Raw genomic sequence first — 20,490 nt, forward strand, 5'->3', positions numbered from 1 at the left:
TTCTATTAACCCACGCCATGAATTATCCTATTCCAGACAGTCCCCAAGAAATTGTTGCCTTACGACAAAAGCCTATTGATGAAGAATTAGTTGCTGCTGCGATCGCTGGAGTTGTTAAAATTGTCCGTGCTCAGGGTCAATCCTTGGAAGAATTAACCGCTCAAGTGCTAGCGGATGACTCAATGCTGGATCGGCAACAACGACGCTGGCTGAGCAAATTGCTTGCCCAAGCCTGGGAAAATTTCTCCTAGACAATTGTGCAGGATGAAGTCCTTGTCGTAAGCATTGCCTATTTATTCGCAGCATTAGTTTTTTATATCTTTGCCTATATTGCAGATCGTATTTTAGGTGTGGGAGTAACAATTATTATTTGTCTGGAATTGGCAATTGGGCTGCTATTTTTGCAATCACGCTCATAAGCCACTAATTTAACGATATCAGTACTGGGCACTAGTCTGGAAAAAGGCACAAGGTAAAAGGAATTAGTTTTACTTTTTAAGGTGAGTTCGACGGGTTGAAAAAGGCACAAAAAAAGCTGAGTCTGAAATTATAACGTTTCTTGGTTGCCTGCAATACACTGTTTTTCCCATACTACTGAATAACGCCAGAACAAGTGCTTTCTAACGATCGCTTCCGTTAGGATCTTTGTATAAATTCGCTGTGCTTGTGATTGAGTTAGGTACTTGTCTGTACGACCATGCTCTTTCCATGCTTCCACTGCTTCCTGTATCGGTCTGATGCGCCTATTTCTAAACACGGCTAGCTCCTCCTGCACAAGTTGATTGAGCAGAAAACAGGAGCGATCGCATAATGTTTTGCGATCGCTTCCAGATTCTCATAAAAAACAGAGCCTAGACGACCTATGACTATGTGGTGATTTTTGTCAATGTCAAGCTTTCAAAGCTGATTCCGCTTGGCAATGCAACAACAAACCATATTCCAAGCCCTCAACTACAGCTTGATAGGAAGCTTCCAAAATATTGGTCGAAACCCCTACTGTTGTCCAGCGTTGATGACCATTGCCTGATTCTACCAACACGCGGGTTTTTGCAGCCGTGCCCGTATGTCCGTTAAGAATCCGCACTTTGTAATCTGTCAGTTCAAAAGTCGCTATTTGCGGGTAAAAGTTCACCAAAGCCTTGCGTAAAGCTGCATCCAAAGCTGCCACTGGGCCGTTGCCTTCTGCCGCCTCCAAAATATTTTTACCATCAACAGCTACTTTAACTGTGGCTAAGGCGTTGCTAGTTTCTTTTCCTTCAATCAAATCACAGTGGACTTGAAACCCTTTGATTTCAAAGAACTGCTGGCGGCCTCCCAAAGCTTCGTGCATCAACAGTACAAAACTTGCCTCTGCCGCTTCAAATTGAAATCCTTCACTTTCCAAATCTTTAAGACGCTGAAGAATTTGCCTAGCCTCTGCCTTTTGCTGATCGAGTTCAATCCCAAAAGTGCGGGCTTTAGCTAAAACATTGCTGAGTCCAGACTGTTCAGAAATTACGATGCGGCGACGATTTCCGACTTGTTCTGGCTGAATATGTTCGTAAGTCAAGGGATTGCGTTCCACGGCTGATACATGAATACCGCCTTTGTGAGCAAAAGCCGAACGTCCTACGAAGGGAGCGTGTTCATCGGGGGCAAGGTTCACTACTTCGCTGACAAAACGACTAGCTTCTGTAAGTTGGGTTAGCTGGTCTTCTCTGATACAACTGTAACCCAACTTCAGTTGTAAATTAGGAATTAACGAACAGAGGTTGGCATTACCGCAACGTTCACCGTAACCGTTGATTGTGCCTTGTACCATGTTTGCTCCTGCCATAACGGCGGCTATTGCATTAGCAACCGCCATTTCCGAATCGTTATGAGTGTGAATTCCTATTTTGGGAATTGGGGATTGGGAAGAGTTTTTCCTAGTTTCCAGTCCCCAGTCCCCAGTCACCCGTACCACATCTTGAACGATTTGGCTAACTTCATGGGGTAAAGTGCCACCATTGGTATCACAGAGAACTAGCCATTCAGCACCAGCTGCGATCGCTGTCTCTAATGTCTGTAAAGCATAATCTTGATTGTGCTTGTAGCCATCAAACCAATGTTCGGCATCGTAGATAACGCGACGCCCTTGAGAACGGAGATACTCAATCGTGTCGCCAATCATCGCCAAATTTTCTTCTAATGTCGTCTTCAGTCCTGCTGTGACATGTAAATCCCAAGACTTGCCAAAAATCGTTACCCAGCGAGTTCCCGCAGCCAGAATAGCTTGTAGCATCGGTTCATCTGCGGCAGTCATATTAGGGCGTCGAGTTGAACAAAAAGCTACAATCTCTGCTTGTTTAAGCGGATCTTCTTGGAGTTGCCAGAAAAATTGTACATCTTTAGGATTAGCACCAGGCCAACCGCCTTCAATGAAAGGAATTCCCAGTTGATCGAGTCTGCGGGCAATGCGTAACTTATCTTCTATCGATACTGATAGCCCCTCGCGCTGAGTGCCATCCCGTAGTGTGGTGTCATAGAGCCAAAGTTGAGGTGAGGGATTTGTGGTCATAAAACTGCACCGACGAGACAACTTTCAAGGCAATGTGTCAATATACAACAAAAACCCAGTTTGGCAATCTAAAAATGCCTAAGGTTCTAGCTGAAGGTAAAACAATTGAATGCGAGGACGTAGTGCCTCCACTCAGCCACACTTGCTTTAAGCAAGCATCTATCCGTCTTGCCTTCAGTTTGCACTTGAGCAAAAGACGGATTAGGTCATATACGAACGATATCGGAGCCAATTTACGAAAAATTTTGCAGCAAAATGGTATTGACCTCTACAATAGCGGTGCTAAGGTAATAAACTGTCACATAATCGGCAGTTGTGCTACCTGTGCGGTTAAGGTAGAAAGCGAAGTATCAGCCGCGAATTGGCGTGGCAAAGAGCGGCGATAGTCTGTGGTTAAACCACAAGACCTGATAAATGCGATCGCTTTCTTCTCATTCTCCTACAGCAGACCTGCTTTTAGCCTGCCAAATTCAGGTTTAGGTAATGTGAAAGTGACAAAATTTGATGGATTTTCCGGTTAAGGTTCTCAAATAGTGTGGACACCAGAAGGTTAAAAAGGAGCAAAACAAGATGGGTAGATGGACACCCTTAATTCTCATGGCTGGCGGCTTGGCGATTCTGCTTGGTACATTACTGGGCATCAACTTTCCTATGGGCGGACAACAAAGCGCTAACGCTCCCACTGACAAAAAAGCCAGAGTCCTTCCAGCGAATATCAATGTTAATAGTACTGCTGGCAGCAGGAATGATGATGCATCTCAAACAAATGAAAGCAGAGGCAGTGTTGCATCTGACAGAGATGAAAGCAGGACTAGCGTTGCTCAGAATAACGCGACCGATGAAACTGATACAACAGACACCCAATTCACTGATACTCAATCAACTGATGGAAATCAAAGCAACGAACCAATTCGAGCCTTATGGTAGCGGTTGCTAGAACAAAAGGGGCTAGACAGAATATAGAAGTCTATAATGCTCGTGAAATCTGTTTTTTTGTTTGTTTTTAACTGTCTAGCTTATTCTTAACTGTACTGTACTAGTACAGCATGATGGAACCAAACCACTCATTCTCAATTAATGAAACGCTTGCGCTATGGGAATTACGAATTCCGTAGCGGTACTAGTCATTAGTTACAAGTTATGAGTTATCAGTCGTAAGTTATTAGTTATGAGTTATTAGTTATGTACTAATAAGAAATGGCTAATGATAAATGATTAATGACTAATGACTAGTGAGATTGTAATTATTGGTGGTGGCGTTATTGGTTTAGCGATCGCCATTGAACTAAAACTGCGCGGGACACATGTCACCGTGCTTTGTCGTGATTTCTGTGCCGCAGCTACCCACGCCGCCGCTGGGATGTTAGCACCAGATGCGGAAAACATCCCGAATGAGGCAATGCGCTCGTTGTGTTGGCGATCGCGTGCTCTATATCCTGACTGGACACATAAACTTGAAGAACTAACAGGTTTAAATACTGATTACTGGCCATGCGGTATCCTAGCACCCGTTTATGAAGAGAGTAGGGGAGTAAGGGAGAAAGAGGCAGGAGAGCAAGAATTGCTTTCTACTTCTCCTTTGCCCCCCTACCCCTCTGCCCCTCTGTCCCTCCGCCCCTCCGCTAGCGAAGAATCCCCGGCTTACTGGTTAGACAAAGAGGCAATTCATCAATATCAGCCAGGATTGGGAGCAGAAGTCGCTGGTGGTTGGTGGTATCCTGAAGATGCACAAGTTGATAATCGAGCTTTAGCACATGTACTGTGGACAGCGGCCGAATCCCTTGGTGTTGAACTCAGACAAGGCATTACAGTAGAAGCAATTAGGCAACAACAGGGACAAGTTATTGGTGTTCAAACCAATGCTGGAGTAATCCGCGCTGCACATTATGTTTTAGCTACGGGTGCTTGGTCAAATGAATTATTACCACTACCCGTTTGTCCCAGAAAAGGACAAATGTTGAGTGTACAAGTACCCGAATTGCCAGAATTGCCCTTGCAGCGGGTTTTGTTTGGGCAGGATATTTACATTGTACCGAGACGCGATCGCGCAGCGTCTTTAAAAGAGAAGCGATCACTCGTTATTGGGGCAACAGTTGAAGATGTTGGCTTTACCCCCCACAACACCCCAAAAGGCATTCAAACACTACTACAAGCAGCTATCCGCCTATATCCTCAATTACAGGATTATCCTATCCAAGAATTCTGGTGGGGATTTCGCCCAGCCACACCCGACGAATTGCCCATCCTTGGTACTAGCCATTGTAAAAATTTAACCCTTGCCACTGGTCATTACCGCAATGGAATTCTGCTTGCACCCATAACAGCAGCATTGATAGCCGATTTAATCTGTCAGCAGAAGTTTGATCCTTTACTTTCTAATTTTCACTATTCGCGCTTTCACGCTCAGCTATCTACTAACACTTCCATGCTTACTCACTCTGCCAATTTTTCCAACGGGCATCGCCCTACAATATCCTCGCAAGACTCAGCACGGGCTAAACGCCCCGCTACCGCTAACAGCACTCAAGACTCAGCACTCACTATCGCTGGCAAAACCTTCCAATCTCGCTTACTAACGGGAACTGGCAAATATCGCAGCATTGAGGAAATGCAACAAAGTGTTGCCGCTAGCGACTGTCAGATTGTCACTGTAGCTGTGCGACGGGTACAAACCAAAGCACCAGGACATGAAGGTTTAGCTGAAGCCCTAGATTGGACAAAAATCTGGATGTTACCTAATACCGCAGGTTGTCAAACAGCCGAAGAAGCGATTAGGGTTGCCCGTTTAGGGCGAGAAATGGCGAAATTGTTGGGGCAAGAAGATAACAACTTCGTAAAGTTAGAAGTAATACCTGATCTTAAGTATTTACTCCCAGATCCGATTGGGACACTACAAGCAGCAGAACAACTAGTAAAAGAAGGCTTTGCGGTATTACCTTATATCAACGCTGACCCCATGTTAGCCAAGCGTTTAGAAGATGTAGGCTGTGCCACGGTGATGCCTTTAGCTTCGCCGATTGGTTCTGGACAAGGGCTGAAAACAACTGCCAATATCCAAATAATTATCGAAAATGCAACTGTGCCAGTGGTTGTAGATGCCGGTATTGCCTCACCCTCCCAAGCCGCAGAGGCGATGGAATTGGGGGCAGATGCTTTGTTGATTAATAGTGCGATCGCTCTTGCCCAAAATCCAGAAGCAATGGCTCGTGCCATGAATTTGGCAACAGTTGCCGGTCGTCTAGCATATCTTGCCGGCAGAATGCCCATCAAAGACTACGCCAGCCCTAGTTCACCTCTGACTGGGACAATTACTAGTTAGGGGATTGGGGATTGGGGACTGGGGAACTCGGGGCCCCCTCTGGGGATAAGGGGCAATGGGGACTGGGGACACTTCTCTTCTCTACATTCGCGTAGCGTGCCGTAGACAAATGCTACGCCAACGAGACGCTGCGCGTAGCTTGCTTCCCCGTAGGGGTACGACAAGCTCAGGGCAGCGCAGTACAGCGCTGGGGACTGGGAGGAATTATTGAAGAAGTCACTCTCTTGTCTACCTTGTCTTTTTTCAATGCCCAATGCCCTATGCCCAATGTAACGATTTATCTCCTATGTGGAGGGCAAAATATAAAGTTTATGTAACATTAAGTGAAGAATAAGATTAAGATAAAGGACTTAATTCATGCCCTATACAAATGAAGAAGGCGGTCTTCTGAACAATTTTGCGCGAGAACCGAAGATTTATCAAGCAGAACCTCCCACTGATGGACAAAAGCGAACCTATATTTTCTTTGGTATCGCTGCTACAGTTTTGGTTGGTAGCTTGATTGTGGTAGCCTTCTTTGTTTCCAACAGTTGAGCATCAACCATTTTAATAAAACTTCATCGTTTTGGTTTTTCAGGTTCCGATTTTAGTAGGAGCCTGCTTTTTTATTTTTTGTTAAAATTGAATTAGATGTTAAGTATAATTATATACTTTTTAACTCTACCAAATCTTGAAGGCTCGATTAATCCTGAGCAGAACCTACATTCACTTAAAAATCATTGTCATCATGAGATTTTTAGTCTGCTTGGATGCGTCCAGAAGAGGGATATACATTGTGTCTTGGCTCTTTAGCCGCCATGAGCGTGAATGATACTGTACACAACGATAATTTTGCTTGGAATCGGCAAGTATACCAACGCCTAAAACTTGCCCTAAGTCTTGGCTTGCGGCGACAACTCTTTCTAGCAGTGTGTGATGATTTACACTTAAGAAACCAAGTTGCGGCTCGTTTGCACTCTACATTGGCTTATCCTGTTGGACAAGTGCTATATCAGCCATCAGATACACAAGAAAATAGCACTCCAGCCTATCCGCGATTAGTCACGTTGCGGTTAAATCTAAACGATCCCAATCCTATAGTTCAGATAAATCAATGGTTGGCTAATTATCCACCACCAATTGTTGGGGCATCAAAAGATACTCCAGGAAAGTCCTTGCCAATACCAGGATTTCAGATTGTAGGGGTGGAGCAGCTAACCAAGCAACCAGTAGCAATACAGCGTTTATTTTTGCACTATCTGCGCTTAAGCGAACAATATTTCTCTACCCAAGAGTCCAGCCGATTTCTAGACTCTAATCTCTTGTTGTGGATACCGCGTCCTTGGTTGTCAGCTATTCAGCAATCAGCACCACAGTTTTGGCGTTGCCGTACTGGCGTATTTACGTTTGCTGGAGAACCGACACCAACGACGCACAATTCAGGTTATCCAGAACGTTTTTCTAGTTCGAGAAGTTTGGATTTAGGAAATCTTGAGCAACCGATTCCAGATGAATCAGTCACCCCAGCAGAACTCAGAACAGTGGCTACTGAGATGAAGTTTGAGGATTACGATTTTCAGACACAAGCGAATCACCAACACAAAAGTCAGGAAGTTTCGTCGCCAATAGTGGATTTATTAAATACTGTGCCACAGCCACAGGAATTTACTACTAGGTCTGCCAGTGGGAGTAATGACCAATCGCTGTCGTCTTTATCTCACATTAGCAGCGAATTAACGGAGCTAGTCATAGCAACAATTAATACGAAGATTGCTCAAGACTCAGAGGATTACTGGCAACCGCAGTACATTTTGTTAGAGATTGAAGCATTACACTCACAGCAAGCTTCAGGAGAGTTACTGGCAGAAGCTTATCATCGTTTGGGTAGCTTATATCGCCTTCGTATTGAGCAAGGACAGTCAACTTTAGAAAATCTGATGGTAGCAATTATTGCTTATCAGGAGGCAATTAGCTACGACGAAACCTCAAGTCAACTACCAGATATCTTAAATGACTTGGGTACACTCTACTGGATGCTATACCGTACACCACCCAATTTGGAAGAGGGACAAACTTATATAGAGCAGGCAATAGAATTTTATCAGTTGGCATTAAAGCTGCTCTCGCCAGAGACACATCCAGAAACTTACGCTCGTGTGCAAAATAATCTGGGGACAGCTTATGGTGATTTAGCTCGTTTTTCTAATCAATCTGAGAACTGGCAGCAAGCGGTTTCAGCTTACAGCGAAGCACTCCGCTATCGGACAGCTGACATGGATTCATTAAAGTATGCGGCTTGTCAGAATAATTTGGGTACTGCCTACTGGCATTTAGGGCAATATAATCAACCGATTGTGCATTTAAAGAAAGCGATCGCAGCTTACAATCAGGCACTCATACATTACAGCCCTGAACAAGAACCACTCAAGTATGGCATGATTCAAAATAACATCGGTACTGCCTGCTGGAATCTGGCACAATACGAACAACCAGCAGAAAATCTCCAGCTAGCAATTGATGTCTATCGTGAAGCTCTCAAGTATCGCACTCCAGCACATGTTCCGAGTGCCTGCGCCGCCACACACAATAATCTAGGCACTGCCTACTGGCATTTAGCAAACCTATCTCAAACAACTAAAGAGGTACGACAAAAGTATCTGCAACTATGTATTAGCGCTTACGAAGAAGCTATTGCTTTAGCTCACTCACTTAACGATACTTCTTTAAGTTTTGATTTGCTGGCTACTCACAATAACCTGGGACTAGCCCATTATCAGCTAGTAGTAGATAATTCTTTCAATGGTGATAAACCAACGCGTTCTCAACACCTAGAATCAGCATTAGATAACCATTTGCAAGCCTTAAATGGATTGAGCAAACAACCAGAACTTTATCAAACAACCTTTGCTTATGTGGTGAAGGTTATACGTGCTTTCCATAGTGAGTTAGGGATACAGGGACAAAATCTGGCTTTATCTAAAGTTCCTAGTCAGTTGTTACCAGAAATTTTGTCTAAGTTGTAGTTTTATAAATTATTTTTTTACCACAAAGGCACAAAGACACAAAGAAAAAATATTTTTACCACTAGCTAATCTAAAACATCTTCAACAAGTTGAGAAGCAGAATAAACCCTTGGAGAAAAATGATCGATGGCTGGCTATGTAATTAAAACGTTTTACCACTCAACGGTAAAAGTTAGATAATAAAAAAATGACCGCAGTTATTTCTTATTTCTTTATTTAATAACTTCACATAGCGAGGCAATAACCATGCAAAATATCACCAGAATTACCCGCAATCCAGAAGTGATGGGTGGTAAACCCTGCATTCGATGCGTGTCACCGTTGGTACTATCGTTGGGTTAATGGCATCTGGACACAGCAATTTAATAGTATAAGATTTGTATTTATAGGTTTTGCTTAAGCTGTAGTAACAACAACATAAGCGTTTGCTAAAAATGAACAAGCTGTAGTAACTACAATAATTTCATATATAAGTTTTGTTTAAGCTGTAGTAACAACAACATAAGCGTTTGCTACAAATAAACAAGCTCTAGTAACTACAATAACTTTATATATAAGTTTTGCTTAAAGTGTATTAACAACAGCATAAGCGTTTGCTATAAATAAACAAGCTCTAGTAACTACAATAACTTCATTAGTAACATCCGCTTCTGTGTGCGTAACAAATGCCTAAGCTGTCGTAACGACAACAACTTTATTCGTAAGGTCTGCTTCTTTGTTTGTAATGAATGACCAAGTTGTTGTTGCCACGGGAACTTTATTTATAACGTCGCTGCGGCAAAAGTACTTAAATTATTCTTGTGAAGAGGATTCTCTTTTAGCTTTACATTGCACGAGTAGCAAAATTAGACTGATGCCAAGCTTGATATAAATCGGGGTAAGGCATATTCTGGGCGCATTTCCCGGTTAAATTGTAGTACTCATGAGCCAAGCGCTGATGACTACTTAAAGCTTTGACTACTGCAAACAGATGGTTATTGTCTTGTAGAATTTGCTCTAAGCTATATACTGCCTGCCTACGAATGGGGTTATATACATCAGTTGATGGCAGCAGTTGCACCAAGGCTGCGATCGCACTTTCATTGCCTGTGCCGATTTTCTTTAGTGGTTTAGAAAGTATAGCAGCGATCGCAGTTACAACAGCCGTCAACAGTATCACATCCATAAATTTACTACAAACTCAGTATATGTAAAAATTACTTCAATTTTCACACATACCCTTTCACAAAAATATGGCACTAATAGAATCCTAGGAATCGAAGCCGTGGAAGTGTCAAAATGTTATGTGTAAACTTTATTCACAAAATCACTTATGCCGAAAGCAATTTGGAATGGAACTGTTTTAGCCGAGAGCGATAACACCGTAGTTGTGGAAGGCAACCATTATTTTCCTGCTGATGCCATTAACAAGCAGTACTTTCAAGAAAGTAACACCCACACTACTTGTCCTTGGAAAGGTGTCGCCAACTATTACAGTATCGATGTTGATGGTCAAGTCAACAAAGACGCCGCATGGTACTATCCCAGTGCCAAAGAAAAGGCTAAAAATATTGAGGGATATGTTGCCTTCTGGAAAGGTGTAAAAGTCGAGGCTTAGCTTATAGGGTGGGCATTAAAATGCCCACCCTACTATGGTTTATTTGTATAAAACCCGCTGTAACTCCAAATTTCCAGCAATAATTAAACTAAAAATTGCTATTAATAACAATACCTTCTATTCCCTAGCAATAACTATATCGTTAGACTTGATGACTGCATAGGCTTCTGTTCCTTCAGACAGTTCCAATTCCTCTGCTGAGACTCTGGTAATCATCGAGGTTAACTCAACTTTGTGAACAATTTCTAGCGTCACTTCAGTATTAACTGCTCCTGTAATCACTCGTTTAACAACTCCCTTAAGCACATTACGGGAGCTAACTTTTAGTAATTTCTTTTGACTATTAATTTTTATATCAGGAGCGTCAACATCCTCTTTGATCTTTTGTTTGGTTGGTATTGGTGCTGGTGCTGAAGAGTGATCATTAAGACCGCGTACTAGTTCTCGGAGGATCTCAGTTTTTGTACGCTGAGACTGCTGGCAGAATTCTTCTAGAATTTTCCGCTCCTCTTCTGATGTTTGAAATGTGACCCATCCTTGTTCTTTTCTTGGCATATTTTTACCAATTGAATTGGTATATACTTCTGAGCTTGGTATGATTTTACCAATTGTCAATCCTCCAAAGCAGAATCTATCTGAGGCTATGTATGGTGACAAGCCTTTTGGGTACTCTTCTTTTTAGAAAATGCAGTCGCTTGGGTCGAGAAAATGCGACTTGCTACCTCATACAAAGCCTTCCTCCGGTTGAACTCAATTAGATGTTGCCCTTCCGGCTACAGTACAAATTATTTCATCCATTGTTCGGAGTAATTCTTGTTCGTTGTAAGGTTTAGAAAAGTAGGCTCGCGCACCGAGTTGCATTGCCAGTTGCCGATGTTTATTACTGCTACGAGAGGTTAGCATGGCAATGGGAATATTTTTCATATCAACGTCTGTATTTACACGATCTAAGAAGCCATAACCATCAAGGCGAGGCATTTCAATATCACAAATCACTGCCTGCACTTGCAAACCACTCTGAAGTTTTTCTAAAGCATCTTGACCGTCTTTAGCTTGTTCTACTTGATACCCTCCTTTTTCGAGAGTCAGAGCTAAGAAGCGGCGAACATTAATCGAGTCATCTACAATCAAAATCGTGCCTTTTTGGTTAGCAGGAGTTGCTGGTACTTTTTCATCCTCAAACATGAGGAATGCTGTTTTTAATCTGGCTGACGGTAATTGATTGCTTCTGGGGGTACGCTGATTAGTGGCAATCCAATACAGCAACTCGTTGGTATTAACTAGGGCTACTACTCGACCATCACCGAGAATCGTACAATTGCTAAAGCCTTCAGGTAGAGGTATACTTCCCTCGACTTGGCGGATGGCAACTTCCTGTTCACCCCAACAACGGTCTACTTGTATGGCTACTGGCTGATTATTGCTTTTAACTACTAAGACGCTGCTAGCGTTAATCGCTGGGGGAGTTTCCAGTTCTGGGCTATCGTAGCGTGGGCAATTAAATTCTAAGTAGCGGCCAAGGCGAATTAGTGGCAACATGGTTCCTTGCCAATTCAGGACTTCACTACCCGCCATTGGGAAAACTCGGTCGTTTTGGAATAAGAATATTTCTGAAATGACATCTGTAGGAAATGCCAAAAGTATCCTGTTGATTTCTACTAACAAAACTCGTGCTACGGAGAGTGTAAACGGTACTGATAGGGTAAAGGTCGTGCCAACACCCCACTCTGTATCAACTTTCACATCCCCACGAATTAGTTTGAGGTTGTTGCGAACTACATCCATACCGACACCGCGACCGGATAATGCTGTAACTTGGTCGGAGGTGCTAAAACCTGGTTCAAAAATTAGTGATAACAGTTCTTCATCGCTAGCACTAGCGAGTAGAGAAGCATCTAATCCCATTGCTAGGGCACGGGCACGAATTTTCTCTAGAGAAATGCCCCGACCATCATCACGCATAGTAATGAGGGTGCGATTATTGTGATGAGTAGCTTTAATTTCAATCAATCCTTGTTCTGGCTTACCCAAGGTGCGGCGTGTCGCAGGTTCTTCGATACCATGATCGAAGGCATTTCTTAATAGGTGCATTAAAGGCTCATTCAAAGCGTCCAAAATGCTGCGTTCAATTAGAGTGTTACCACCTTCAAGTTTTAGCTGTACGTTTTTCCCATACTCCACATTTAAATCGCGTAAGGCTCTGGGAAAACGCTCGACTAAATCGGACAGCGGACGCATTCGGATGTGATTGAGTTTTGTCTGTAACTGTTTCGATGTTTTGTTAAGTTTGCGAGCAATCTGATCTGTATCGTCAACGCTAAGTTGAATATCAGTTGTGACTTCTTGTACCTGAACAATGGTTTCCATGACTTCCTGTGATAACAGGTTTAAGTCGTTGTAGCGATCCATTTCTAAGGTATCAAATCCTCTTTTTATGCTTTGTGTTTGATAGCTATCTTCAGATACTAAGTTATGTTCTATATTAGATGACACACCAGCTGGCATCACGGTTTGAGTTGCCATTTTGTCGTATGCTGTACGCAGTTCTTGATTTTCGCGTTCGAGAACTTGTACTCGCTGGTTCAAGTGACGAACGAGCTTGCGTAATCTTTCTAAATGCGAGTTTAATCCATTGCGTTGGACGATCAGTTCCCCAAATAAATCGTTAATTTGCTCAAGTTGTTTGCTGGGAACTCTGACGTTATTTTCTTGAGTATCACGCTCTTTACCAACACCAATTGACTCACTTTTGCGTTCGACAAATTCCGAATCTGTAGTAATTTCTCCAGCAACTATTGTGCTTGGTGGGATGTTGACAGCAGCGACGTCATTAGCAATATCTGTATCCAAAAAAGTAAAATTGGCAGCAATTGGTTCATTTACTAGCCAATTCTCTTCAGCTTGCTCTGGTTGTAAATCATCAGTTGATATTATTTGTATATCGTGGAGATTGGTGTCAGTTACATCTGTGGCAAGAAACTGGGCTATTGTCTCGGTTGTTGAGAATGACTCAGATTGAGCATTGGTATTTGCCACTCCACCAAATTCAATTTCTGTAGGTAAGTTATCTAGTTGATTTGTTAATACTAAAGCTTGCGATCGCCGCCACGCTTCTAATGCTAATTGGGCAATTTCGGGAATGCGATCGGAGGTTACTGCTTCTAAATGCTGCGTTACTGACTCACACAGCTGGGTAAAAGCTGGTAATTGGAGCATTTCCCCCAAACCGCCTAATTCCGCTGCCATGATCACAACTTCTTCGTGCAAACCAGGCTGTTCGCTATCTGCCAATATAGATTCTAGGCGCTGCAAACACCCTTCGACTTCTGTTTCAAATAGCAAAGGGATGATATCTTGCCCATCCTCTGGTGAGAGCATGGTCGTGGCGTCTTCAGGAGTGGGGTCGCCCAGGCGATCGTGCAACTCATCAAAAATGGGGTAACAAAAAGTTGCCAACCACTGTTCTTCAACAGTATTTCCTTCTGAGAGCAATTCTACTATTTGACGCAGCCAGTCAACTCCAGATAGCAATAAACTTTGCAACTGAGTGTCAATTTCTAAGGAATTTTTTCGAGTTTTTAAAACTTTAAAAGAATCTTCCAAACGATGAGCTAAATCACTGAGCGCCCGAAATCCCATCATGCCCGCACCACCTTTAATGGAGTGAGCAGCTCGGAGTGCAGCATTGATTTTATCCAAATCGATGCGGTTACTGGTGTCGATTTCCAGTAATACCCCTTCCAGCGTATTCAAGTAATCAGTTGCTTCTTCCAGAAATTGCATCTGGATTTCTAATTCTTTGTCCTGTGACATGGTTTTTGTCCTTAGTCATTGGTGAGACAGCGCTGCGGGAGGGTTTCCCTCTCTTACGAAACGCTAACGCGAACCGCAGGCGACTACGTTCGCATGATTGCGTGCCGGAGGCATCACCCGAAGGGTCATTAGTCATTAGTCATTAGTCATTAGTCATTAGTCATTAGTCATTAGTCATTAGTCATTGGTCATTAACGAAGGACAAAGGACAAATGACAAATAACTGGCTTAACTGACTTTAAATGTACCAACTGTCTCCTGCAACTCTTGAGAAATCTCGACAGTTTGTTGCAGAGATTCAGAAACCTGGCGGGAAGAATCGCTGGTGCGTTGTGATACCGCAGAGAGGTCTTTCATCAATTGTCTAACAGTTTGGGATGTTTGTACCTGAGATGTTGTTGCAGTAGAAATCGACTGTACTAAAGAGTCGATTTGACGTGATACATCCAAAATCTGACCTAGACTTTGCTTAGCTTCCTCCACAATCCGTGTACCTTCCACCACTTGAGTAGTACCTAGCTCCATTGCTTGCACCACTTCGCTGGTTTCTCGTTGGATATTACCGACTATTTGTTCAATTTCTTGGGTTGCGGCTGCACTTCTGACTGCTAGTTCACCGACTTCTTCTGCAACTACGGCAAAACCTTGACCTTCTTCACCCGCACGCGCGGCTTCAATACCGGCATTGATGGCGAGCAAGTTGGTTTGAATGGCAATTTGGTTAATCAACGACACCACACGGGAAATTTGTTGAGAAGATTCTCCCAGCCGTTTGACTTTCTTGGCGGTTTCACCAACGGTTTCCCGCAGAGACAGGATATTTTGTACTGTTAAATCCATTGCTTGTCCACTCTTGGTGGCGGTTTGAGTAGCATGGTTAGCAATGGTTGCAGCTTGCTGAGCGTTTTCGGCTACGACTTGCATAGACTGCGTCATTTGGTCAACAGCATCCAGTGTGTGATTGATTTCGGCAGCTTGTGTGAGTGCTTCCTCTGCTAGTTGACGGATAGCTACTTCGTTAGAGCCAACTGCACCATTCACCTGGGTAGCAGCTTGTTTAACTTGGGTAACAATATCTCGGAGACTTTCGACAATAGAGTTGAAAAAGTCAGCAACAGTGCCTATTTCCCCAGCGGTTACGTCTGCACGCACTGTTAGGTCGCCTCTAGCTGCACCTTCTACATCGTTGAGTAGTTCTAAAAGTTGCTGTTGTAGTGCTTCTTTTTGTTGGCGTTCTTGATCTGAGCCTTGTTCTGCTGTTGTCTTTGCTTTTTCTATCTTCTCAAGTAGTTTGGCTTGTTCTAAGGCATAGCCGACTTGAGTTGCTATCTGTTGAAACAAGTCAATTTCCGGCTGTTGCCAAACTCTAGGAGTTTCGCAATGATGAGCAATTAGTAAGCTTAGGAGTTGCTCTTGAGCAAAAATCGGTATACTCAAAATACCTTTGACAGCAAATTTATCCAATAATTGGATGTAACTATCGGCATTTTTCAGGTTTTGGTCTTGATGAATGTTGGCGATTGCCTGCACTCGACTATCTTGATGCTCTAAGTAGCGTTCTTGAAAATAGGGGTCGTCGATTTGCACTCCGAGCATTTTCGGCCAATTACCAGTTACCGATTCTGCAACAACTATGCCATCCCAAGTATCTGGATTCAAGTTATAAATGATTACCCGGTCTGTATTCAGCGCTTGCTGCACTTCTTTGACTGCTGCTTGATAAATATCTTCGGTTTTAAGAATTCTCCGAATTCGCAGGGTAATATCTGCAAGTAATTTGGCCCCTTCGATATCTAGTTCTTGTTCTTTGACCAAAACTTGCAATTGTTCGGCCATCTGGTTAATCTTTGCATTCAATACTCCTAATTCGTCTTCTCTGTCTATCACCAGACGGGTATTGAATTTACCTTTACCTAGCTCTGTCAGTGCCGCAGTCGCATTCAAAATTGGCTGTGTGGTACGCTTGGCTAACCAAGATGCGATCGCTCCTACAATCAAAGCTGTTAATGCTGTGCCGATCGCAATAATCCACAATAATTGTCTTTGAGGCTCAAATGCAATTGCTGTATCTGTAGATAAAAGCACTTGCCAATTTAAATCTGGTAAGCCATCAAGCTTTCTAAATGGCACATAGCTTACTAGTTCTTGCTTGTTATAAGTTTTAGGAACTGCTGTGAAACTATCTACCTTTTTATCCGCTAACAGCCTAGCTAAGCTGGGATACTCAGCTTTTGCCTCTTTACCTAAGAATTGCTTTTGTGAACTCAGAAAAACTTTTCCCGAAGCATCAACTAGAGAGTATTGATGTCCGGTTGCGTAGTTTTCAATTACCTCGTTTAAAGATTTTAAGGGCATACGCGCTCTTACTACGCCGATGCTTTGACTTGTAACTTTGTCTTTAACGGGTGCAGCTATGTAAATGCTGATGACGCCTGTACTTTTTGAAGCTTCAGCTTTACTGATAACAAGAGCGTCTTTTTGCAGAGCGTCTTGAAAATAGTCACGGTCTTTGTGATTATCCAAAGGTTCGCCTGTGGATTGGACAATCGAGTTGCCTTGAAGATCAAAAAAGGCAACACTGTCATAAGCTTTGTACGCTTCGACAATCCCATCTAGAACAGCTTGCTTTTCTTGAGTAGTTGTACTAACGCTAGCTTGGGGATTTGTCAAAAATGGCGAATTCGAGAGTACTTGAATATCTCCATAACGTTCCAACATGAAACGGTTGACTTTATCGCTTAAGCCAGCGGCTTCTGCTTCTTGGGATTGAGTAATTTGCTTAGTAATTGATTTGTTGACAAAACTGTAGGCGATCGCGCCTATGCCCAATACTGGTAATATACCGATTGCGATCGCCAAAATTGTCGCTTTCGTATCCAAGCTGAGCCTTTTGAAATAAGCATCTGCCTGATTCTGTGGATAATTATCAGAAATCTCCGTAGTAGGCTTATTCGTTAGTTGCACTCTACCATTAGTAATTTTTTGTGATGAAATCATTGATGCCCGATTTTTAGCATCACCACTCTTAGCCGTGTCAGTTTTATTAAACATAAAGGATTTCCCCTAAGTATGTGAATAAGAACACTAAAAATCTTTTTAGTAGTAGACCCTAATCACTGCGGAGAATGAAAGACTGCACAATCGCCTGTGCATCTAATACCAATAATATTTCTTTCTGTTGCACAACACAGCCACGTAAATAAGGAACTAAACTAGATGCAACTTGTCCCACAGGAGAATGAACATCATCAGACAAAAACTTAGTTGTACCTTTGATTTCTTGCACAACTAAGCCCAACAGCAGTGATTCCACTCTGATAACAATTGCATTGTACTGCCGTAGTCTATTGTCTAGGGATTGTAAATTGAGCATCCTTGGCAGATCAATTACCCAAATTATGCGACTTCGCCAATTCATTAATCCTAGAATACAGGCGGGCATATTTGGCATTGAAGTTACAGACTCAACAGGCACAATAATCGCTTCTTGCGTATACTTCATTGATAAAACAGCAGCAGTCTGTTGATTTAGCTGAAACTTAAGATAGCCATCTCCCGAATTATTGTAGGTTTGTTTCGAGGAAAGTGTAATTTTTGAACTAGTCATTGATTCAAATTACCACTGATTTAATAGTATGCAGGAGATGGTCACGGGTGTAAGGTTTTGTTATATAAGCATCAGCACCTTGTTTCATTGCCCAAAACCGATCAATTTCCTGATTTTTAGAACTGCAAATTACAATTGGCACTTTTTCAGTAATTGGGTTTCTTCTCAAAGAGCGACACAATTCAAATCCACTCATTTCAGGCATAACCACATCGGTAACAATCACATCAGGTTTTTGTGATGCAGCTTTTTCTAAAGCTTCTTTTGCACCAGTAGCTTTAATTACGTTGTAACCGCTCTCTTTAAGATAATGGCTCATTAGTTCCAATTCGCTGGGAGAATCTTCTACAATTAGAATTGTGCCAAGTAAAATTAGGCTCACTACTAAATCTCCTAAAAACTAACTTAAAACTACTAAATTTGGTTATTTTTATTTACTATTACTACTAAATTAACCAATGTGTTTAAAAACCATTTTTAGTAAATCTGATTGTGTAAAAGGTTTAGTCAAATAGCCTGATGATCTGACCATTTTGGCTTTTGCCCTGTCGATAAACCCTGTTCTGCCAGTTACCATAATAATCGGCGTGTTTTTAAAAGCTGAATGTTTTCGTAATAAGGAACATAGCTCATATCCATCTAGACTTGGCATTTCAACGTCTAACAAAATCAGGTCTGGTTTACTCCGAAGAATTTGCATTAAAGCTTTCACTGGATCATTGATCATCACAACCGAGAATGTGTTTTCATCCAAGAAATGTTTAATAGAATTTAAAACTGTTTGGCTATCATCAATACAGGCAATTGTATAGAGAGTCTTGCCAATAGACGATTGAGTAGTTTTGTTATTCTTATTCTCAGGAAGCTCAAAATTAATTTTTTTAGGCAATTGTTGCCCAAGTTTGATTTGCAGTTGTGGCTGAACTTGAGGCGGTTGCGTTGCAGGCGAAACTTGGGAACTCCCAGCAGCAGGAATTGATGACTGGATATTTTGCCGATTTCGTAGCTGCTTTTGACAATGCTCAACTAAAAGCCGCAAATCCAAACGACAGAACTTTGGTAGTTCATTCAAGGAGTCTTCAGGATTAAATTCATAGCTACCTTCTTTTAAGCAAAGAAATGACTCCAGCACTTCTTTTGCCAATTCGTCTATCAGGTTTCCGGCTTGCACAGAACTGATGTAATTCTGATTAACTAACCAAGAAATAGCTTGATAATCCGCATTTACTATTGATTGATTTTCAAACCTCAGCCGCATCTGCACGCGAGTAGCGCTGTTGAGAGTGGGAATTTGCTGACTCAAGCGTCGCAAGTGACTATCAAGCCGCTCAAACAGTTTATCTGAATAGGAGGCATAAGTAAGTTTACCGTCCTCTAGATAGATTGACCAAGAAACTGTCCCGGTAAATACCCGTAAACAACCTGTAACATGTCGGCTGGTTAGTTGTGCCAACAGAGATAGCGGATGTAGTTTCTGGAACAACCTGTAGCTACCTATAGGAGTTGTGCTCATTTTACTTCAGCTAAATTCGATATGTGTAAGCTTAATTTGTGCAGTAGCTTTCTTCCACAATTAAAATTAAATATGAAGTTAAATTTTCGTATCATAACATACATAAGTTCATATCTAGTTTTGTGGTACAAGTCCACAGCATAATTATTTTCAGATTTTCAAATTTCAGTAAATTCATAATTTAATGTTATTTTGCTTACTAGTATTGAGATTATTAGACATGTTTAGAGAATAATGCACAAAAATGTCAAGACTAGATGAAGCCACTTTCCATTGAGTGACCCCAATCTGACTACAGGAATAATACTGATTTTATTGACATTAATATAGTTAAGCCCCAGTATTTACTCGTAAGCGAATACTAGGACTTAACTCAGATAAACTTTGAGACAATCTAAGTAAAATTATTGAGAATACATGAATTTTGATAATAAAATTCTTCAGTTTTGACTGTTGCTACTGTCTATTTTCGTCCTGTCAAGGTGATAATCTCTGCAATTTTATAAAGTCAGTCATTATTAAATAGTATTATGTAATACATAGTATAATTTGTATCTATTTAACTCAAGAGTTTTGCAAATATAATTCAAAGCTAGCAGTGCTTTTGCCGTTTATGGTGGCAATTTTATTAGTATATTACCGTAGTTAAATTAAAACTATTTATACTTTTGCCAAATATCCTGTATCACTGAGATTGACATTTTACGTTCTCAGCATCTTTGTAGATTTTATTTAGTTGAGTACTGAGGTTTAAAAGTATTGGGCATTGCTTGATCATCGTGTCTTGTAACACTAGGTTGCACAAAACACTAAACCAGTCTAAATTACGCCCGTTTGCAACACCAATATGAGTGCGTAAATTCTAAATTTTTTACGCCTAGTTAAGATATGGCAATCTCTCAAAAGTGCGGATGAAAGGACTTGAACCTTCACTCCTTTCGGAACTAGAACCTAAATCTAGCGCGTCTGCCAATTCCGCCACATCCGCATCATCAGTTTATTATAATACCATAATAAATTGTTTATGGCAATAGGGACTGAGGACTAAAAAAACAAGGAAGAATTATTGAAGAAGTGTCTACCTTGTTTCTTTATCAACG

15 protein-coding genes, 1 tRNA gene and 2 pseudogenes are annotated in these 20,490 nt (G+C 41.8%); 8 read left to right on the forward strand and 10 right to left on the reverse strand.

Features of this window, described 5'->3' with window-relative positions; all coding sequences use genetic code 11:
- Nucleotides 1-17: 17 nt before the first annotated feature.
- Nucleotides 18-251: a hypothetical protein gene (locus tag FNW02_RS12515; RefSeq protein WP_191757869.1), complete on the forward strand. Its 234-nt coding sequence runs from the start codon at nt 18-20 to the stop codon at nt 249-251.
- Between the two features lie 296 nt (nt 252-547).
- On the opposite strand, the gene FNW02_RS12520 is transcribed toward FNW02_RS12515, so the two are convergent.
- The gene (locus tag FNW02_RS12520; RefSeq protein ID WP_191757924.1) at nt 548-757 is read right to left on the reverse strand and encodes a hypothetical protein; all 210 of its coding nucleotides are present in this window, start codon (nt 755-757) and stop codon (nt 548-550) included.
- A gap of 132 nt (nt 758-889) precedes the next feature.
- Nucleotides 890-2,539: a citramalate synthase gene (gene cimA / locus FNW02_RS12525; RefSeq protein WP_191757870.1), complete on the reverse strand. Its 1,650-nt coding sequence runs from the start codon at nt 2,537-2,539 to the stop codon at nt 890-892.
- A 74-nt stretch (nt 2,540-2,613) separates the two neighbouring features.
- Here cimA and FNW02_RS12530 point away from each other — a divergent pair.
- From FNW02_RS12530 to FNW02_RS12555, 6 genes and pseudogenes are all read left to right on the forward strand, one after another.
- Nucleotides 2,614-3,060 (forward strand): annotated as a pseudogene (locus FNW02_RS12530) (hypothetical protein).
- Between the two features lie 49 nt (nt 3,061-3,109).
- Nucleotides 3,110-3,466, forward strand: coding sequence for a hypothetical protein (locus tag FNW02_RS12535; RefSeq protein ID WP_191757871.1), 357 nt, complete (start codon nt 3,110-3,112; stop codon nt 3,464-3,466).
- Between the two features lie 298 nt (nt 3,467-3,764).
- A complete protein-coding gene (locus tag FNW02_RS12540; protein ID WP_191757872.1) occupies nt 3,765-5,858 on the forward strand; it encodes a thiazole synthase in 2,094 nt (697 codons plus the stop codon).
- 357 nt (nt 5,859-6,215) lie between these two features.
- Nucleotides 6,216-6,392: a photosystem II assembly protein Psb34 gene (gene psb34 / locus FNW02_RS12545; protein WP_191757873.1), complete on the forward strand. Its 177-nt coding sequence runs from the start codon at nt 6,216-6,218 to the stop codon at nt 6,390-6,392.
- 263 nt (nt 6,393-6,655) lie between these two features.
- Nucleotides 6,656-8,860, forward strand: a complete 2,205-nt coding sequence (locus tag FNW02_RS12550; protein ID WP_191757918.1) for a tetratricopeptide repeat protein — start codon at nt 6,656-6,658, stop codon at nt 8,858-8,860.
- A 246-nt stretch (nt 8,861-9,106) separates the two neighbouring features.
- Nucleotides 9,107-9,219 (forward strand): annotated as a pseudogene (locus FNW02_RS12555) (DUF433 domain-containing protein); the annotation flags it as partial.
- Nucleotides 9,220-9,683: 464 nt separating this feature from the next.
- Here the strand turns inward: FNW02_RS12555 and FNW02_RS12560 are convergent.
- Nucleotides 9,684-10,025, reverse strand: coding sequence for a hypothetical protein (locus tag FNW02_RS12560; RefSeq protein ID WP_191757874.1), 342 nt, complete (start codon nt 10,023-10,025; stop codon nt 9,684-9,686).
- A gap of 147 nt (nt 10,026-10,172) precedes the next feature.
- On the opposite strand from FNW02_RS12560, the gene FNW02_RS12565 reads away from it, so the two are divergent.
- The gene (locus FNW02_RS12565; protein WP_191757875.1) at nt 10,173-10,457 is read left to right on the forward strand and encodes a DUF427 domain-containing protein; all 285 of its coding nucleotides are present in this window, start codon (nt 10,173-10,175) and stop codon (nt 10,455-10,457) included.
- Nucleotides 10,458-10,574: 117 nt separating this feature from the next.
- On the opposite strand, the gene FNW02_RS12570 is transcribed toward FNW02_RS12565, so the two are convergent.
- From FNW02_RS12570 to FNW02_RS12605, 7 genes are all read right to left on the reverse strand, one after another.
- Complete coding sequence (locus tag FNW02_RS12570; protein ID WP_191757876.1) at nt 10,575-11,012, reverse strand: TOBE domain-containing protein; 438 nt, start codon at nt 11,010-11,012, stop codon at nt 10,575-10,577.
- Between the two features lie 195 nt (nt 11,013-11,207).
- On the reverse strand, nt 11,208-14,270 hold the full coding sequence (locus tag FNW02_RS12575; RefSeq protein WP_191757877.1) for a hybrid sensor histidine kinase/response regulator: 3,063 nt from the start codon (nt 14,268-14,270) through the stop codon (nt 11,208-11,210).
- Nucleotides 14,271-14,498: 228 nt separating this feature from the next.
- Nucleotides 14,499-17,321: a methyl-accepting chemotaxis protein gene (locus FNW02_RS12585; protein WP_191757879.1), complete on the reverse strand. Its 2,823-nt coding sequence runs from the start codon at nt 17,319-17,321 to the stop codon at nt 14,499-14,501.
- Between the two features lie 58 nt (nt 17,322-17,379).
- Nucleotides 17,380-17,877, reverse strand: a complete 498-nt coding sequence (locus FNW02_RS12590; protein WP_191757880.1) for a chemotaxis protein CheW — start codon at nt 17,875-17,877, stop codon at nt 17,380-17,382.
- 4 nt (nt 17,878-17,881) lie between these two features.
- Nucleotides 17,882-18,259 (reverse strand): response regulator, encoded by a 378-nt coding sequence (locus FNW02_RS12595; RefSeq protein ID WP_191757881.1) that lies wholly within the window; start codon nt 18,257-18,259, stop codon nt 17,882-17,884.
- Between the two features lie 69 nt (nt 18,260-18,328).
- Nucleotides 18,329-19,390: a response regulator gene (locus tag FNW02_RS12600; protein ID WP_191757882.1), complete on the reverse strand. Its 1,062-nt coding sequence runs from the start codon at nt 19,388-19,390 to the stop codon at nt 18,329-18,331.
- A 906-nt stretch (nt 19,391-20,296) separates the two neighbouring features.
- A tRNA-Leu gene (locus FNW02_RS12605) sits at nt 20,297-20,378 on the reverse strand.
- Nucleotides 20,379-20,490 lie beyond the last annotated feature (112 nt).

The organism is Komarekiella delphini-convector SJRDD-AB1 (assembly GCF_014831675.1).
In the GTDB taxonomy this organism is placed as follows: domain Bacteria; phylum Cyanobacteriota; class Cyanobacteriia; order Cyanobacteriales; family Nostocaceae; genus Komarekiella.

Excerpts from the sequence above, each read along its gene's own strand:
- FNW02_RS12515 (WP_191757869.1), top strand. The coding sequence starts at position 18 with ATGAATTATCCTATTCCAGACAGTCCCCAAGAAATTGTTGCCTTACGA.
- FNW02_RS12590 (WP_191757880.1), bottom strand. The coding sequence starts at position 17,877 with ATGACTAGTTCAAAAATTACACTTTCCTCGAAACAAACCTACAATAAT.
- FNW02_RS12585 (WP_191757879.1), bottom strand. The coding sequence starts at position 17,321 with ATGTTTAATAAAACTGACACGGCTAAGAGTGGTGATGCTAAAAATCGG.
- FNW02_RS12570 (WP_191757876.1), bottom strand. The coding sequence starts at position 11,012 with ATGCCAAGAAAAGAACAAGGATGGGTCACATTTCAAACATCAGAAGAG.
- FNW02_RS12540 (WP_191757872.1), top strand. The coding sequence starts at position 3,765 with ATGACTAGTGAGATTGTAATTATTGGTGGTGGCGTTATTGGTTTAGCG.
- FNW02_RS12565 (WP_191757875.1), top strand. The coding sequence starts at position 10,173 with ATGCCGAAAGCAATTTGGAATGGAACTGTTTTAGCCGAGAGCGATAAC.
- FNW02_RS12600 (WP_191757882.1), bottom strand. The coding sequence starts at position 19,390 with ATGAGCACAACTCCTATAGGTAGCTACAGGTTGTTCCAGAAACTACAT.
- FNW02_RS12535 (WP_191757871.1), top strand. The coding sequence starts at position 3,110 with ATGGGTAGATGGACACCCTTAATTCTCATGGCTGGCGGCTTGGCGATT.
- FNW02_RS12575 (WP_191757877.1), bottom strand. The coding sequence starts at position 14,270 with ATGTCACAGGACAAAGAATTAGAAATCCAGATGCAATTTCTGGAAGAA.
- cimA (WP_191757870.1), bottom strand. The coding sequence starts at position 2,539 with ATGACCACAAATCCCTCACCTCAACTTTGGCTCTATGACACCACACTA.
- FNW02_RS12560 (WP_191757874.1), bottom strand. The coding sequence starts at position 10,025 with ATGGATGTGATACTGTTGACGGCTGTTGTAACTGCGATCGCTGCTATA.
- FNW02_RS12550 (WP_191757918.1), top strand. The coding sequence starts at position 6,656 with ATGAGCGTGAATGATACTGTACACAACGATAATTTTGCTTGGAATCGG.
- psb34 (WP_191757873.1), top strand. The coding sequence starts at position 6,216 with ATGCCCTATACAAATGAAGAAGGCGGTCTTCTGAACAATTTTGCGCGA.